Genomic DNA, 16,291 nt, shown 5'->3' on the forward strand with positions numbered 1-16,291 from the left:
CGCATGCAGATTCGGATCGAAGACTATCCCGGCTGCGTCGACGCGGCCCGCACGCTGATCGCGGCCCGTGATTCCGGCGTGGCCGGACCGCGTCTGCCCGCGGCCAGCCGCCCGCAGACGCTGGGACAGGCGTTCGCCGTCCAGCAATGCACCGCTCGGCTGCTGCGCGAGACGCGCCGCGACGGTATCGGCGCCTGGAAGAGCGCGCTGCCGTCGCCCGAAAAGACCGTGGTCGCGCCCATCTATGCCTCGACCGTGGCGCTGGCCGGCACGCTGCCGACGGCCACGCCCGTGGTCCGCATCGAACCCGAGATCGCCTTCGAGCTGGCGCATGACCTGCCCGCGCGCGACGAGCCCTACACCCACGCCGAGATCGACGCCGCCATCGGCGGCGCGCGGCTGGCGCTGGAAGTGCTGGGTTGCCGCTACGCCGCGCCCGAGCACGCCAGCCTGCCCGAGCTGCTGGCCGACCACATGTTCAATGCCGGCCTGGTGCTCGGACCGCGCATCGCTTCGCCGGACGCCGCCCCCGCCAGCATGGCTATCACGCTGTCGGTCGACGCCGCCGAGGTCGAACAACATGCCGGCATCCATCCCAACGGCCACGCCAAGGCCGGTCTTTACTGGCTCGCCAATTTCCTGCGCGAGCAGGGCATGGGCCTGACCGCGGGCCAGCATGTCATCACCGGCTCGTACGCCGGATTCCTGGACGTACCGGCCGATCGCGACCTCGAACTCGCCTATGGCGATCTCGGCGTCCTCAAAGTGCGCTTCAGCCACAGCGCAAAGGCGCCTTGAAACGTCGCAGCCGCGCCGGTTAAGCTGGGGGCCGTTCACTGCCGCGGCCCTTTCCATGCTCACCCTGCGCCCCTTCTCGACCCCGGACTATCCGCTGCTCGCCAGCTGGTTCAACAGCCTGCCCGAGGTCGTGCAATGGGGCGGTTCGCATGTGTCGTATCCGCTGACCGCGGCCGACATGGACGCCATGCTGCGCGAGGGCCTGTCGCAACCGCCCTCGCGGCGCTGCTGGATGGCCTGCCGCGACGGCGCGCCAGTGGGCCACGCCCAACTGGCCTACGAATGGCGCGACGGCAATGCCCGCCTGGGCCGTGTCGCCATCGCACCCGACGCGCGCGGTCAGGGCCTGGCGCGGCCGATGGTGGCGCTGATGATCGACGAGGCCTTCCGCACGCCCGGCATCGAGCGCCTGGAGCTGAACGTCTACATGTTCAATACGCCCGCGATCCGCACCTACGAGGCGCTGGGCTTCACGCTCGAAGGCGTGCGCCGGTCGTCCACCCGTGCCGGCGAGGCGCGCTGGGATACCGGCATGATGGGACTGCTGCGGGCCGAATGGCGGCCGAACGCGGGGTGACTTGCCGCTGCGCGGCCCGGACCGTGATTCCGTTCACGATCCGGCCCTTCAGCCAGCCGGGCATCGGACCGCGCCGCGCCTAGCGCGCGACCGGCTCCGCGATCTCGACCGCGGGCCCGGCCGCTTCGATCACCTCGCCGGCCGCCAGGCAGAGGTCTTCACGATAACGTCCGGCCACGACCTGCACGCCGACGGGGCTGCCGCCCGCGCTGCCCATTGCCACCGTCAGCCCCGGCAGGCCCATGAAGGGCAGCCCGATCTGGGTCATCTGCGCGCGCCACACGCGGCGGTAGGCGGCCTCGCCCTGCAAGTCCAGGTTGTCCTCGAACGGCAGTTCCGCCGACACCGGCAGCAGCAGCACCGGATAGTCGGCCAGGAACAGCTCCCACAGGCGCGTCAGCGTGGCGCGGCGCGTCAGCACCGCCGAGAATTTCGCCAGGTCCATGCCGGCGACGTGCTCGCGCTGGCCTTCCAGCGCCGCCAGCGCGCCGCGGTCGCCCTCTTTACGCGCGGCCTCGACCATGCCCTCGTAGCCGTCGGCCATCCACATGCGGATCTGCAGGTCGGCGGCTTCGCGCAATGGCGGCAGGGTGTCGACCGTATCCACCGACCAGCCGGCCTCGCTCAGGCGTCGGGCGGCATCCTGCAGGGCCTTGACCACCGCGGGCTCGGTCTGCATGCCATCCGGGTTCAGGCACAGCGCCGCGCGGCGCGGCGCGGCCGGACCTTCCAATGGCGCCGGCACCCACCAAGGATCGCGCGGATCGGGCGCGGCCATCGCCGCCAGGCCCAGCCGCAAGTCGGCGATGCTGCGGCCCAGCGGCCCCGACACCGCCGTGATCTGCCCGCCGATGGTGCGCTCGGGCAGGGACGCGTTGTAGGCCGGCACACGGCCCAGCGACGGCCGCAGACCGTGCACGCCGCAAGCATAGGCGGGATAGCGGATGGAACCGGCGATGTCGGTGCCGTGCGCCAGATGGCCAATGCCGGCCGCCACGGCCGACGCCGCGCCGCCGGAGGATCCACCGGGCGTCAACGCCGGATTGCGCGGGTTCAACGTATCGCCGTGCAGCAGATTGCCGGTGAACCAACGCAACGAAAACGCAGGCGTGTTGGTGCGCCCGACGATCACCGCGCCGGCCTTGCGCAGGTTGGCCACCACCGGATTGTCGACGGCGGCTATCACGTCCTTCTGCAGCGTCACGCCGTTGGTGGTGGCAAAGCCCGCCTGGTCCACATTGACCTTGACCGTCACCGGCACGCCCGCCAGCGCGCCGGGATCCTCGCCGCGCGCCAGCGCCGCGTCGACGCGGGCGGCCTGCGCCAGCGCGTCTTCGGCGCGATGGTCGACCACGGCGTTGATGCGGGGATTCACCGCATCCAGGCGCGCCAGCGCGCTTTGCGCGGCCTCGACCGCGGATACCTCGCGCCGGCGGACACGCGCGGCAAGTTCAACTGCGGACAAACGCCAAAGATCGGACACGCGGAACTCCTCGTTCAGGTCATGGAACAGAGCCGGCGCGCCAGCGCCGCCGGACGGTCAACCTTAGCGCCGCCGGCCCGCCGCTACAAGCTGCGGTTTGCGCCAGGGCCCGCGTCTCAGTCCTCTTCAAACACCTCGACGATGGCGTCCGCCACCGCCCGCACCCGCGCCGTGCGGTTCAGGTCGCCGTGCATCACCAGCCACAGGTCATAGGGTTCGCTGCGATGCGGCCATATGCGCACCAGGTCGGGATATTTCGACGCCATGTGGACCGGCAATTCGCCGATGCCCAGTCCCGCCGCCACCGCCTCGATGATCATCAGCCCCGAATTCACTTCCATCGCGATATGGCCATTGCCCGTCGGCTCGCCGCAAAAGGTATCCGACCATCCCGGCAGCACCGATTGCTGATAGGTGACCAGCGTGTGGCCGGCAAACGCCGTGCCCTGCCGTGGCTCGCCGCGCGCGGCGATATACGACTTCGATGCAAACAAGCCGACATCCCTGCGGGCCAGGTGACGGAGGATCAGATCGGGGTTGTCCGGCTTGACGTTGCGGATCGCCAGGTCGGCCTCGCGCCGCGTCAGGTTGCTGATTTGAATTGAAGTCGACAGCGCGATGCGGATATCGGGATGCTGCCGATGCAGGCGGCGCACCGCCTCCATGATGAAATAGCTGGCGACCGTCTCCGACGTCGCCACCCGCACCACGCCCGACAACCGGTGATCCAGCCCCTGCATCTGCCGCTGCAGTTGGTCGGCGGCCTGCTCCATGCGCTCGGCGGCGGCGAAGGCCTGCTCGCCTGCGGCGGTCGGCACGTAGCCCGACGGGGTGCGCAGGAACAGCCGGGCATCCAGCGAGGTTTCCAACGCCGCCAGCCGGCGGCCGGCCGTGGCCTGGTCAATCTGCAACAGCGCGGCGGCGCCGCGCAGGGTGCCGTTGCGGTAGATCGCCAGGAAAATGCGCGCGTTGTCCCAATCCATGGCCGCGAATGCCCTCAGGAAACCATCAGAGCGTAGCTCGTCGATGCGATGCAATTTTGCATCACTATAGAGCAGTTTCTCCTATTTTTTGCATCACGGAAACCTCCTAAGCTGTGCGCCTCGGATAGTCCCCGGAAGTCCCCGCCATGCGCACCGCCTGCCCCACCGCTCCCCTCCCGCCCGCCCCGGCGGATCCCGTCCCGCGTCCCGCCGTCACCGGCCTGCTGCCCCTCGTCACGCTGGCCATTGGCTTCGTCATGGCGATGCTGGACGTCACCGTCGTCAACGTCGCCCTGCCCAGCATCGCGCAGCAATTCACCGTGCCGCTCACCGATCTGGTCTGGATCGTCGACGGCTACACGCTGACTTTCGCCGCGCTGCTGCTGGTGGCTGGAGCCTTGGCCGACCGCTATGGCGCCAAGACCATCTACCTGGCCGGGCTGGGCGTCTTCACGCTGGCCTCGCTGCTTTGCGGCATCGCGCCCGGCGGCGACCTGCTGATCGCCGCCCGCATGCTGCAGGGATTGGGCGCGGCGCTGTTCATGCCAAGCTCGCTCAGCCTGCTGGCCCACGCCTACGAAGACGAGCAGGTGCGCAACCGCATGCTCGCCGCATGGTCGGCCATCGTGGCGGTGGCCGGCGCCGCGGGCCCCCTGCTGGGGGGCGTGCTGATCCACCAATTCGGCTGGCGCGGCATCTTCCTGATCAACCTGCCGCTGGGCCTGGCCGGCCTGTGGCTGGCGCGGCGCCGTATCCAGGCCGCGCCGCGCCGGCCGCGCGCGCTCAACCCGTTGAGCCACGCGCTCGGCGTGGTGGCGCTGTCCGCGCTGTGTTTCGCGCTGATACAGGGCAACGCCTACGGCTGGTCGTCGGCGCCCATCCTGGGCGCGATCGCCTTGTGTGCGGCGGCCACGCTGGCGCTGGTGCGGCGCGAGCGGCGCCATGCCGAGCCGATCCTGCCGCGTCCGCTGTTCCAGACCCCGCAATTCGCGGCCGCCAACGGCGTGGGCTTCCTGATCAACCTCGCGGCCTACGGCCAGCTATTCCTGCTCAGCCTGTTCCTGCAGCATGCGCGCGGCGCAGACGCGCTGCAGACCGGCATCCAGTTGGTGCCGATGCTGGCCGTGTTTTCGATCGGCAATCTGCTGTCGAGCCGCTTGTCGGCGCGCTGGAACGTCTCGGCCGCGTTGCTGGGCGGCATCTGCCTGGCCACCGCAATGAGCGCGGTCGGCCTGTTCAGCTTCGCGCCCGACATGCGCTATTGGCCATTCGCGGTGATCGTGGCGCTGGCCAACCTCGGCGTCGGCATCGCGGTGCCCGCCATGACCAGCGTGGTGATGCAGGTCTCGGGCAAGCACCACGCCAACAGCGCCGCGGCCGCGCTGAACGCCAACCGCCAATCGGGCGCGCTGGTCGGCGTGGCGTTGATGGGCACCGTCCTGCACCTGCTGCCCGACTGGCACGCCAGCCTGCCCGCCGCCTACGCCATCATTGCGGCGGGCTACCTCGGCGCCGCGGCGCTGGTGTGGCGCTATCTGCGCCGCGCGCGCAACGCCTGAGCCCCCGAGGCCCTCAGGCCGCTCGCAGGATCGCGACGCCACGCCCGGCGAACGCGCGATCGAACGCCGCCATCGGCACACAAGCATCGGCCTGCGCGCCAGGCTCGCCGGAAGGATTGTGGAAGGTCACATGCTCCGGCGTGGCCCGCGTCACCAGCACCAGGTGCCCGCCCTTGGCCGGCGGCTCCCGGTCCGGCCAGCGGATCCACGGATGCACCGACGCCATGAAATAAGCCGCGTCGCCCAGCAGCGCCGGCAATTCGTCCGCGCGCAGGTCCACCCGCACTTGCGCCCGCAGCCCGAATTGCTCGCCCACGAAGCGCACGAACGGCGCATAGATCATTCCCTTGATGTGCCCCTCGGAATTCTCTGTATAGGCGCCATAAGGCAGGCTGCGGCGCGCCAGTTCCAGCGTCGGATGGACCTGCCCAGTCTCGGCGGCCAGCACCATCTTCAGGCAGGCCATGCCACAGACATGGCTGGTCCAGCGCGCATATTCCTCAACGTCACGCGCGCCCGATGCGCGCCACGCCGGGTCATCCTCGAGGCGCAGTTCCTTGCGGATGATCTCGCCCGCCCGATGCGCCGATTCCCATTGGCAGAAGTACGGCACCGCTCGCCGTTCGCCGGATCGGGACGACTCCATGAAGCTCTCCAATCAGCAGTGAGGATACGCGCGGCCAGCCCGCGCCGAGCCGCGATGCGGAAAAACAGGCCGCGCAGCGGCCTCGATGACGCAAGGCCTCGCTATCTTGCCCGCCGACCCCGCGCGTGGCAACCCCGCCCGCTTTGCTTCACAATGGGCCCTCCCATCGACATCCTCCGGAGCGCCGCATGACCGACTCGTCCCCCCATCCAGCCATCCGCCGCGTTGCGATTGTCGGCGCTGGCACCATCGGCGCTAGCTGGGCCGCGTTGTTCCTCGCGCATGGGCTCGACGTCGTGGTCTGCGATCCCGCCGCCGACGCCGAATCGCTGACGCGCGCGCGCGTCGCCGCTGCCTGGCCGGTGCTCGCGGAACTCGGACGCGTCGCCGCCGGCGCCACGCCCGATGCCCTGCGCTTCGAGCCCGATCTGGCCGCCGCGCTGCAAGGCGTCGATTTCGTCCAGGAAAACGCGCCCGAACGCGAGGACTTCAAGACCGACCTGTTCGCGCGCATGGATGCGCTGCTCGCGCCCCACGCCATCGTCGCCTCCAGCTCGTCCGGACTCATCATGACCCGGCTGCAATCGCGTTGCCAGCATGCATCGCGCTTCGTCATCGGCCACCCGTTCAATCCGCCGCACCTGATCCCGCTGGTGGAAGTGGTCGGCGGCAAGCAGACCTCGGCGGCCACCATCGAACGCTGCATCGCCTTCTACCGCCAGTTGGGCAAATACCCGATCCGCCTGAACAAAGAGGTCCCCGGCCACATCGCCAACCGCCTGCAGGCCGCTCTCTGGCGCGAAGCGATCCACCTGGCCGCCGACAACGTCGCCAGCGTGGCCGACATCGACGCCGCCGTATCGCAAGGCCCCGGCCTGCGCTGGGCCCTGTTCGGGCCACACATGACCTTCAACCTGGGCGGTGGCGCCGGCGGCCTGGCCCATTTCATGGACCACCTGCTGGGCCCGGTGCAGACCTGGTGGGACGACCTCGGCTCGCCCGAGGTCACGCCCGAACTGCAACGCCGCCTGATCGACGGCGTCAACGCCGAGGCGGGCGCGCGCGGCATCGCCGACCTGGTCGAGACACGCGACGCGCAACTGACGGCGCTGCTGAAGATCCTGCAGCGCTGACCAGAAGCGCCTGCCGCCACTGGTATCCTATGTCGATAGCCTGCCGCGCAGGCTCTCCCCACTCATTCACGCAGGAATGCCCCCATGGTTTCCGTCATCCACGATACCGAGCACTCGCGCTACACCGCCACCGTCGACGGCGTGCTGTGCGTGCTCGACTACCATCTGCGCGACGGCGTGATGACCATTACGCACACCGGCGTGCCCGGCCAGGTCGGCGGCCGCGGCATCGCCGCCGAACTGACCCGCGTCGCGCTGGAGACGGCCCGCGCGCAGGGCTGGAAGGTGCGCCCGCAGTGCTCCTACGCCGATGTCTACATGCGCCGCCATCCCGAATACAACGACCTGCTCGCCTGATTGCCATCGTGACCACGCCAGACCCGATTGCCTGTCCCTGCGGCACGGCCAAGCCCTACGCCACCTGTTGCGGCCGCTGGCACCAGGGCTCGCAGGCCTTGCAGGCCCCTACCGCGCAAGACCTGATGCGCTCGCGCTACAGCGCCTTCGTGCTGGACAGGCTCGCCTACCTGCTCGACACCTGGCATCCCAGCACCCGGCCGGCTTCGCTCGACCCCAATCCGCCCGGGCTGAAATGGCTGGGGCTGACGGTCAAGCAGGCGCGCTTACAGGATGCCGATCACGCCACGGTCGAATTCGTCGCGCGCAGCCGCCTGGCCGGACGCGCCAGCCGCATGCATGAGGTCAGCCGTTTCGTGCGCGAAGGCGGACGCTGGTACTACCTGGACGGCGACCTAAGCTGACGCCAGCCGGCGGCGCGGCGTATCGCCGTCCTCGCCGACGGCCCGCTTGAGCACCGCGACCAGACTTGCCACGGCCTCGCGGGCCGCGCCTCGCGCATCCCCCACGATCGCCAGCTCCGTGGCCGGCGCCGGCGCCAGGCCTTGCGCCTGTCCCAGCAGGCCATGCCCCGGCAGACAGGCAAACGCCGGCAGCAGCGAGATGCCCAGCCCCGCCGACACGGCCGCCTGCACGCCTGCCAGACTCTGGCTGTGATACGCCGCGCGCCACGGCCGCCCGGCGCTTTCCAGCGCGTAGATCATCCGCTTGCGATAGATGCAGCCTTGCGGAAACAGCACCAGCGGAACCGGCTCCGAGCCCTTCAGTAGCGCCCGGTCTCCCACCCACGCCAGGCGTTCGGGCCATGACGCCAGGCAGGGCCCGTCGCCCGGTTCGCGCTTGATCAGCGCCAAGTCCAATTCGCCCGCGGCCAGCCCCGCTTTGAGATCCGTGCTCATGCCGCTGCCGGTCTCCAGGCGGATATCCGGATGGCTGGCGGCGAAGCCGGCCAACAGCGTCGTCAGGCGCGCCACGTCAAAATCCTCCGGAATGCCCAGGCGGATCACCTGCACCCGACGCGGCGCCGACAATACCAACTCGGCTTCGTCCGCCATTGCCAGCAGCTTGCGCGCATAGGCCAGCATCAGCTCCCCCTCTTCGGTGGCCTGCACCTGGTTGCCGGCCCGGTCGCGCAGCAAGAGCGTCTTGCCGACCGTCTGCTCCAGTTTGCGCACCTGCTGGCTCACCGTTGACTGGGTCCGATGCACCCGTCCGGCAGCGCGCGTGAAGCTGCCCTCGTCAACCACGCAGACGAGAGTCTTCAACAGTTCGAGATCAAGCATGGCGTGTCCTGGGTTGTGTGACTGTGTGGTATGAACGTGGATATTTATTATTCCACTAAGAGGAGTTTAATTATTAATTTTACGACTCAGGCGGCTCAGCCCTAAGCTGGCTTCATCCCCCTCGACTTCCGACAAGGAATCCCATGCCCCTGGACCACCTCCCACGCCCGCAATGGCTCACTTTCGACTGCTACGGCACGCTGATCCAATGGGACGAAGGCCTGCAAACCGCGGTCGCCCGTATCCTGGCAGGGGACGAAGCGCGTCAGCATATGCCGACACCCGCACAATTCCTGCGCGTCTACGACGAGCATGAACACCGGCTGGAACGGACGCCGCCCCATATGCGCTTTGTCGACGTCACCCGCGAGTCGTTGCGGCTTACCATGCGCGACCTCGACTTGGACTACCGGCCGCAGGACGCCGAGCTGCTGACCGGCAGTATTTCGGCGATGCCGCCATTTCCGGAAGTGGTCGATACCCTGGCCGCCCTCAAGCGCGCCGGATTCCGCCTTTGCATCATCTCCAACACCGACGACGCCATCATCGCGGGCAACGTGGCGCAGTTGGGCGGCCACATCGACCGCGTCATCACGGCCGAGCAGGCCGGCGCCTACAAGCCGTCACGGCGCATCTTCGCCCACGCCCACGACAGCTTGGGCATCACGCCCGACGAGGTCGTGCACATCTGCGCCAGTCCGCATCTGGACCACGCCGCCGCCCGCGACATCGGCTTCCGTTGCGTCTGGATCGACCGCGGCACCGGCCGCCAGCCCTTGCCGGACTATCGCCCCGACGCTACTGTATCGAGTTTGGACAAAGTCCCCGGCCTGTTCCAGCAGGCTGGCTGGATCTGAACGCTGACCTCTGACCTCGGGTTGCCCATGAACAAAGATCCCCACTTCGCGGATGCGCTCTTCCACGCCGATCGTGTTGCCGCCCTGCGCGCCGACCTGGCCCTGGCCCTGCGCGCGGCCGCCGCGCACGGCCTCGGCGAAGGCGTCTGCAACCACTTCAGCGTGGCGCTGCCCGGCGACAGCGATCATTTCCTGCTGAATCCCCGCGGCCTGATGTGGAACGAGGTCCAGGCAGACGACATCGTGCTGGTCGACGCCCAGGGCCAGAAGCTCGCCGGACGCCATGAAGTCGAGCCGACGGCCATGTTCATTCACGCCGCGATCCACCGCGTCGCCGGCAAGGCCTGTGTGCTGCACACCCACATGCCATACGCCACGGCCCTGACGCTGACGGTCGATCGGACGCTGGATACCACGCTGTCACAGAATGCCATGCGCTTTCACGGCCGCATCGCCGTCGATGCGGAATACAACGGGCTGGCCCTGGATGCCAGCGAAGGCGAACGCATCGCTCACGCCATGCAAGGCGCCGACATCGCATTTCTCGGCAATCACGGCGTGGTGGTCTGCGGCGAGCGCCTCGACTACGCCTACGATGACCTGTTCTTCCTCGAGCGCGCCTGTACCGCCCAGGTGCTGGCGCAATCCACTGGCCGACCAATGGCACCGGTGGATCCGAAAATCGCCGCCAAGGTCGCTGAGCAGATCCAGAGCGAACGCCTGCAGTCGGAATTGTTCTTCGCCGCACTGCGGCGCCAACTGCCCGATACCGCACAACGCCAGGCCAGTTGATGTCTGCATGCGCCGCCAGCGGCCTGACGCAGATGCTCCACCCGCGATGACGTCGCTGCCAAGATCTGCATCCACGCGTTGCACCAAGGCGCTGTAACCCCGGATAAAACAAAAAACCCCGCAGGCGCTAGCCTGCGGGGTTTTCTTTTCGAATAACTGCCTGATACTGACCTACTTTCACAGACGTCCGTCCACTATCATCGGCGCGAAGGCGTTTCACTGTCCTGTTCGGGATGGGAAGGAGTGGTACCACCTTGCTATGGGTATCAGGCTTGACCTGCCGAGCATTCCGCTACGAGGGCGAACGCTCCAATCCTGTGCACTGCATGGACCGCATGGCTGGCCACGATCAGAGCCAGGCTCAATGATCGTGCCACGCGCAAAAGCGGGCCTTTCATACAAAGACAAAACCCCACAGGCGTTAGCCTGCGGGGTTTTGAGCAATAAAAGCCTGACGATGACCTACTTTCACAGACGTCCGTCCACTATCATCGGCGCAAAGGCGTTTCACTGTCCTGTTCGGGATGGGAAGGAGTGGTACCACCTTGCTATGGTCGTCAGGCGTAACTGGTTGAGAGATTGTCTTTGACGACAACCGCTCCAATCTTGGAAGAAGCGCAACGTGTGGTGATCAGAGTATGACTCGATGATCAACGCACAGTGGGTGTAATTGGTGTTGGCTGGCTGCTGACGGGGCAGCCAGATTTTGTATTGAACGACACTTGGAACACTATACCACCAGGTCATAACCATCAGTGTTATAGGATCAAGCCTCACGAGCAATTAGTATCGGTTAGCTTAACGCATTACTGCGCTTCCACACCCGACCTATCAACGTCCTGGTCTCGAACGACTCTTCAGGGGGATCAAGTCCCCGGGATACCTAATCTTCAGACGAGTTTCCCGCTTAGATGCCTTCAGCGGTTATCTCTTCCGTACTTAGCTACCCGGCAATGCCATTGGCATGACAACCGGTACACCAGAGGTACGTCCACTCCGGTCCTCTCGTACTAGGAGCAGGCTCCGTCAAGTATCCAACGCCCACGGCAGATAGGGACCAAACTGTCTCACGACGTTTTAAACCCAGCTCACGTACCTCTTTAAATGGCGAACAGCCATACCCTTGGGACCGGCTACAGCCCCAGGATGAGATGAGCCGACATCGAGGTGCCAAACACCGCCGTCGATATGAACTCTTGGGCGGTATCAGCCTGTTATCCCCAGAGTACCTTTTATCCGTTGAGCGATGGCCCTTCCATTCAGAACCACCGGATCACTATGTCCTGCTTTCGCACCTGTTCGACTTGTCAGTCTCACAGTCAAGCACGCTTATGCCATTGCACTATCAGCACGATTTCCGACCGTACCTAGCGTACCTTCGAACTCCTCCGTTACACTTTGGGAGGAGACCGCCCCAGTCAAACTGCCCACCATGCACTGTCCCCGATCCGGATAACGGACCAAGGTTAGAACCGCAAACAAACCAGGGTGGTATTTCAAGGATGGCTCCACGTGATCTAGCGACCACGCTTCAAAGCCTCCCACCTATCCTACACAGGCCGGTTCACAGTCCAATGCAAAGCTACAGTAAAGGTTCATGGGGTCTTTCCGTCTAGCCGCGGGTAGATTGCATCATCACAAACACTTCAACTTCGCTGAGTCTCAGGAGGAGACAGTGTGGCCATCGTTACGCCATTCGTGCAGGTCGGAACTTACCCGACAAGGAATTTCGCTACCTTAGGACCGTTATAGTTACGGCCGCCGTTTACCGGGGCTTCGATCAAGAGCTTGCACCCCATCACTTAACCTTCCGGCACCGGGCAGGCGTCACACCCTATACGTCGACTTTCGTCTTTGCAGAGTGCTGTGTTTTTAATAAACAGTCGCAGCCACCGATTCTCTGCGACCCCATCATGCTAAGCGCGCAGGCGCTTCACACTACCGGGGTATACCTTCTCCCGAAGTTACGGTATCAATTTGCCGAGTTCCTTCTCCTGAGTTCTCTCAAGCGCCTTGGAATATTCATCCCGTCCACCTGTGTCGGTTTGCGGTACGGTCTCGTACAGCTGAAGCTTAGAGGCTTTTCTTGGAACCACTTCCAATCACTTCGCAAGCAATGCTCGCTCGTGCCGTACCCTTGATTTACGCGCCCGGATTTGCCTAAGCGCCATCTTCGATACGTCAACAGGGACATCCAACACCCTGATGATCTTCCGCGATCCGTCCCCCCATCGCACTGTACGATGGTGCTGGAATATTAACCAGCTTCCCATCAGCTACGCATCTCTGCCTCGCCTTAGGGGCCGACTCACCCTGCGCCGATGAACGTTGCGCAGGAAACCTTGGACTTACGGCGAGGGGGCTTTTCACCCCCTTTATCGCTACTCATGTCAGCATTCGCACTTCTGATACCTCCAGCAGCCTTTACAAGCCACCTTCGCAGGCTTACAGAACGCTCTCCTACCGCGTGCACAAAGTGCACACCCGCAGCTTCGGTTTATCGCTTAGCCCCGTTACATCTTCCGCGCAGGACGACTCGATCAGTGAGCTATTACGCTTTCTTTAAAGGATGGCTGCTTCTAAGCCAACCTCCTGACTGTCTATGCCTTCCCACTTCGTTTCCCACTTAGCGATAATTTGGGACCTTAGCTGGCGGTCTGGGTTGTTTCCCTCTTGAGTCCGGACGTTAGCACCCGGTGCTCTGTCTCCCAAGCTGTACTTGCGGGTATTCGGAGTTTGCCATAGTTTGGTAAGTCGCCATGACCCCCTAGCTATAACAGTGCTCTACCCCCCGCAGTAATACTTGAGGCACTACCTAAATAGTTTTCGGAGAGAACCAGCTATTTCCAGATTTGTTTAGCCTTTCACCCCTATCCACAGCTCATCCCCTAATTTTTCAACATTAGTGGGTTCGGTCCTCCAGCACGTGTTACCGTGCCTTCAACCTGGCCATGGATAGATCATCTGGTTTCGGGTCTACACCCAGCGACTGAATCGCCCTATTCGGACTCGCTTTCGCTACGGCTTCCCTATTCGGTTAACCTTGCCACTGAATGTAAGTCGCTGACCCATTATACAAAAGGTACGCAGTCACCCCACAAGGAGGCTCCTACTGTTTGTATGCATACGGTTTCAGGATCTATTTCACTCCCCTTCCGGGGTTCTTTTCGCCTTTCCCTCACGGTACTGGTTCACTATCGGTCGATCACGAGTATTTAGCCTTGGAGGATGGTCCCCCCATCTTCAAACAGGATTTCACGTGTCCCGCCCTACTTTTCTCACGCTTAGTTCCACACACAAAATTTCGTCTACAGGGCTATCACCTGCTACGGCCGGACTTTCCATTCCGTTCGACTATCTTGCATGCTAAAACGTGAAGGCTCTTCCGATTTCGCTCGCCACTACTTTCGGAATCTCGGTTGATTTCTTTTCCTCGAGCTACTGAGATGTTTCAGTTCACCCGGTTCGCTTCCACTGACCTATGTATTCAGTCAGGGATACTCCTTGCGGAGTGGGTTTCCCCATTCGGATATCTGCGGATCAAAGCTTGTTTGCCAGCTCCCCGCAGCTTTTCGCAGGCTACTACGTCCTTCATCGCCTGTGATCGCCAAGGCATCCACCATATGCACTTAGTCGCTTGATCCTATAACGCTGTAGGCTATAGGACCTGAGTATTAGCGTTTGTGCCGTTCATAAGTTTCAAAGCAGTCTGAGGTTATTCACCCCAGTCTTGAGAACTTGGAACAAAATTAATGCAATCACAACCCGTACCCATCTTCATCAGCAAGCTGATTACTCGATGAGCACATTTCGTTGTGCTTCTTCCAGATTGTTAAAGAACGAATATAGCTGTTGAGTAAAACCCAACTCATAAGACCGGGCAGATATTATCCGCACGACGCTATGAGTTAGCCTCTACATCCCACCAGGCACAGGTCTTGGTGGAGGTGAACGGGATCGAACCGATGACATCCTGCTTGCAAAGCAGGCGCTCTCCCAGCTGAGCTACACCCCCATATTCACGGCATCTCTACCTGCGAATACTTGGTGGGTCTGGTTGGATTCGAACCAACGACCCCCGCCTTATCAAGACGGTGCTCTAACCGACTGAGCTACAGACCCAAAACCTTCTCGGATCAGTAGTCAGAAGTCATGGACACAGGGAGGAGTCCCTCTACCCAAGCCCACAACCGATCCCAGCTATATCAAACAACCGATAAGAGTGGACGCTTAACACGAGCACTAAGCTCTGAAAGGAGGTGATCCAGCCGCACCTTCCGATACGGCTACCTTGTTACGACTTCACCCCAGTCATGAATCCTACCGTGGTAATCGCCCCCCTTGCGGTTAGGCTAACTACTTCTGGTAAAACCCACTCCCATGGTGTGACGGGCGGTGTGTACAAGACCCGGGAACGTATTCACCGCGACATGCTGATCCGCGATTACTAGCGATTCCGACTTCACGCAGTCGAGTTGCAGACTGCGATCCGGACTACGATCGGGTTTCTGGGATTGGCTCCCCCTCGCGGGTTGGCGACCCTCTGTCCCGACCATTGTATGACGTGTGAAGCCCTACCCATAAGGGCCATGAGGACTTGACGTCATCCCCACCTTCCTCCGGTTTGTCACCGGCAGTCTCATTAGAGTGCCCTTTCGTAGCAACTAATGACAAGGGTTGCGCTCGTTGCGGGACTTAACCCAACATCTCACGACACGAGCTGACGACAGCCATGCAGCACCTGTGTTCCGGTTCTCTTGCGAGCACTGCCAAATCTCTTCGGCATTCCAGACATGTCAAGGGTAGGTAAGGTTTTTCGCGTTGCATCGAATTAATCCACATCATCCACCGCTTGTGCGGGTCCCCGTCAATTCCTTTGAGTTTTAATCTTGCGACCGTACTCCCCAGGCGGTCAACTTCACGCGTTAGCTGCGCTACCAAGGCCCGAAGGCCCCAACAGCTAGTTGACATCGTTTAGGGCGTGGACTACCAGGGTATCTAATCCTGTTTGCTCCCCACGCTTTCGTGCATGAGCGTCAGTGTTATCCCAGGAGGCTGCCTTCGCCATCGGTGTTCCTCCGCATATCTACGCATTTCACTGCTACACGCGGAATTCCACCTCCCTCTGACACACTCTAGCCCGGTAGTTAAAAATGCAGTTCCAAAGTTAAGCTCTGGGATTTCACATCTTTCTTTCCGAACCGCCTGCGCACGCTTTACGCCCAGTAATTCCGATTAACGCTTGCACCCTACGTATTACCGCGGCTGCTGGCACGTAGTTAGCCGGTGCTTATTCTGCAGGTACCGTCAGTTTCGCGGGGTATTAACCCACGACGTTTCTTTCCTGCCAAAAGTGCTTTACAACCCGAAGGCCTTCATCGCACACGCGGGATGGCTGGATCAGGGTTTCCCCCATTGTCCAAAATTCCCCACTGCTGCCTCCCGTAGGAGTCTGGGCCGTGTCTCAGTCCCAGTGTGGCTGGTCGTCCTCTCAAACCAGCTACGGATCGTCGCCTTGGTGAGCCGTTACCCCACCAACTAGCTAATCCGATATCGGCCGCTCCAATAGTGCAAGGTCTTGCGATCCCCTGCTTTCCCCCGTAGGGCGTATGCGGTATTAGCTACGCTTTCGCGTAGTTATCCCCCGCTACTGGGCACGTTCCGATACATTACTCACCCGTTCGCCACTCGCCACCAGACCGAAGTCCGTGCTGCCGTTCGACTTGCATGTGTAAGGCATCCCGCTAGCGTTCAATCTGAGCCAGGATCAAACTCTTCAGTTTAATCTCTGTATTTGTTTCGTATTTCTTAGTTCCGAAGAAC

General features: G+C 63.1%; 12 protein-coding genes, 2 tRNA genes and 4 rRNA genes. 8 read left to right on the forward strand and 10 right to left on the reverse strand.

Going from position 1 to position 16,291, the window contains the following annotated elements; all coding sequences use genetic code 11:
• The first annotated feature begins 3 nt into the window (after positions 1 to 3).
• Both AAID08_RS21350 and AAID08_RS21355 read left to right on the forward strand, forming a co-directional pair.
• A complete protein-coding gene (locus tag AAID08_RS21350; protein ID WP_175143967.1) occupies positions 4 to 798 on the forward strand; it encodes a 2-keto-4-pentenoate hydratase in 795 nt (264 codons plus the stop codon).
• A 55-nt stretch (positions 799 to 853) separates the two neighbouring features.
• A complete protein-coding gene (locus AAID08_RS21355; RefSeq protein WP_054503270.1) occupies positions 854 to 1,375 on the forward strand; it encodes a GNAT family N-acetyltransferase in 522 nt (173 codons plus the stop codon).
• A 79-nt stretch (positions 1,376 to 1,454) separates the two neighbouring features.
• On the opposite strand, the gene AAID08_RS21360 is transcribed toward AAID08_RS21355, so the two are convergent.
• On the reverse strand, positions 1,455 to 2,858 hold the full coding sequence (locus tag AAID08_RS21360) for an amidase family protein (RefSeq protein ID WP_054503271.1): 1,404 nt from the start codon (positions 2,856 to 2,858) through the stop codon (positions 1,455 to 1,457).
• A 116-nt stretch (positions 2,859 to 2,974) separates the two neighbouring features.
• Entirely contained in the window at positions 2,975 to 3,841 is an 867-nt protein-coding gene (locus AAID08_RS21365) for a LysR family transcriptional regulator (protein WP_064523410.1), read from the reverse strand.
• Positions 3,842 to 3,987: 146 nt separating this feature from the next.
• Here AAID08_RS21365 and AAID08_RS21370 point away from each other — a divergent pair, with 146 nt between their 5' ends.
• Complete coding sequence (locus AAID08_RS21370; protein WP_144654571.1) at positions 3,988 to 5,400, forward strand: MFS transporter; 1,413 nt, start codon at positions 3,988 to 3,990, stop codon at positions 5,398 to 5,400.
• A 13-nt stretch (positions 5,401 to 5,413) separates the two neighbouring features.
• Here the strand turns inward: AAID08_RS21370 and AAID08_RS21375 are convergent, their stop codons facing one another.
• Positions 5,414 to 6,046, reverse strand: a complete 633-nt coding sequence (locus AAID08_RS21375) for a hypothetical protein (RefSeq protein WP_175166544.1) — start codon at positions 6,044 to 6,046, stop codon at positions 5,414 to 5,416.
• A gap of 188 nt (positions 6,047 to 6,234) precedes the next feature.
• On the opposite strand from AAID08_RS21375, the gene AAID08_RS21380 reads away from it, so the two are divergent.
• From AAID08_RS21380 to AAID08_RS21390, 3 genes are all read left to right on the forward strand, one after another.
• Positions 6,235 to 7,179, forward strand: a complete 945-nt coding sequence (locus AAID08_RS21380; RefSeq protein WP_054503274.1) for a 3-hydroxyacyl-CoA dehydrogenase NAD-binding domain-containing protein — start codon at positions 6,235 to 6,237, stop codon at positions 7,177 to 7,179.
• A gap of 84 nt (positions 7,180 to 7,263) precedes the next feature.
• On the forward strand, positions 7,264 to 7,536 hold the full coding sequence (locus tag AAID08_RS21385) for a GNAT family N-acetyltransferase (protein ID WP_054503275.1): 273 nt from the start codon (positions 7,264 to 7,266) through the stop codon (positions 7,534 to 7,536).
• Positions 7,537 to 7,544: 8 nt separating this feature from the next.
• Positions 7,545 to 7,940 (forward strand): YchJ family protein, encoded by a 396-nt coding sequence (locus tag AAID08_RS21390; protein WP_054503276.1) that lies wholly within the window; start codon positions 7,545 to 7,547, stop codon positions 7,938 to 7,940.
• Here the strand turns inward: AAID08_RS21390 and AAID08_RS21395 are convergent.
• Positions 7,932 to 8,819, reverse strand: a complete 888-nt coding sequence (locus tag AAID08_RS21395) for a LysR substrate-binding domain-containing protein (protein WP_116793570.1) — start codon at positions 8,817 to 8,819, stop codon at positions 7,932 to 7,934. The two genes, AAID08_RS21390 and AAID08_RS21395, sit on opposite strands and share 9 nt — an antisense overlap.
• Before the next feature lie 143 nt (positions 8,820 to 8,962).
• On the opposite strand from AAID08_RS21395, the gene AAID08_RS21400 reads away from it, so the two are divergent.
• Both AAID08_RS21400 and AAID08_RS21405 read left to right on the forward strand, forming a co-directional pair.
• On the forward strand, positions 8,963 to 9,676 hold the full coding sequence (locus AAID08_RS21400; protein ID WP_372416849.1) for a haloacid dehalogenase type II: 714 nt from the start codon (positions 8,963 to 8,965) through the stop codon (positions 9,674 to 9,676).
• A gap of 27 nt (positions 9,677 to 9,703) precedes the next feature.
• Positions 9,704 to 10,468 carry an aldolase gene (locus AAID08_RS21405; protein WP_175143963.1) on the forward strand — a complete coding sequence of 255 codons (765 nt, stop codon included), beginning with the start codon at positions 9,704 to 9,706 and terminating at the stop codon, positions 10,466 to 10,468.
• A 158-nt stretch (positions 10,469 to 10,626) separates the two neighbouring features.
• Here the strand turns inward: AAID08_RS21405 and rrf (AAID08_RS21410) are convergent.
• The 6 genes from rrf (AAID08_RS21410) to AAID08_RS21435 form a co-directional block, all read right to left on the reverse strand.
• Positions 10,627 to 10,739 (reverse strand): 5S ribosomal RNA (gene rrf / locus AAID08_RS21410).
• 178 nt (positions 10,740 to 10,917) lie between these two features.
• Positions 10,918 to 11,030: ribosomal RNA gene (rrf, locus tag AAID08_RS21415) — 5S ribosomal RNA — on the reverse strand.
• Between the two features lie 200 nt (positions 11,031 to 11,230).
• Positions 11,231 to 14,111, reverse strand: a 23S ribosomal RNA gene (locus AAID08_RS21420).
• A 296-nt stretch (positions 14,112 to 14,407) separates the two neighbouring features.
• Positions 14,408 to 14,483 (reverse strand) — tRNA-Ala (locus AAID08_RS21425).
• 30 nt (positions 14,484 to 14,513) lie between these two features.
• Positions 14,514 to 14,590: transfer RNA gene (locus AAID08_RS21430), tRNA-Ile, on the reverse strand.
• A gap of 130 nt (positions 14,591 to 14,720) precedes the next feature.
• Positions 14,721 to 16,251: ribosomal RNA gene (locus AAID08_RS21435) — 16S ribosomal RNA — on the reverse strand.
• Together the 16S, 23S and 5S rRNA genes with 2 tRNA genes alongside form the textbook arrangement of a ribosomal RNA operon.
• Between the last annotated feature and the right edge of the window lie 40 nt (positions 16,252 to 16,291).

It is taken from the genome of Achromobacter sp. EB05, assembly GCF_044232075.1.
Lineage (GTDB): Bacteria > Pseudomonadota > Gammaproteobacteria > Burkholderiales > Burkholderiaceae_B > Achromobacter > Achromobacter dolens.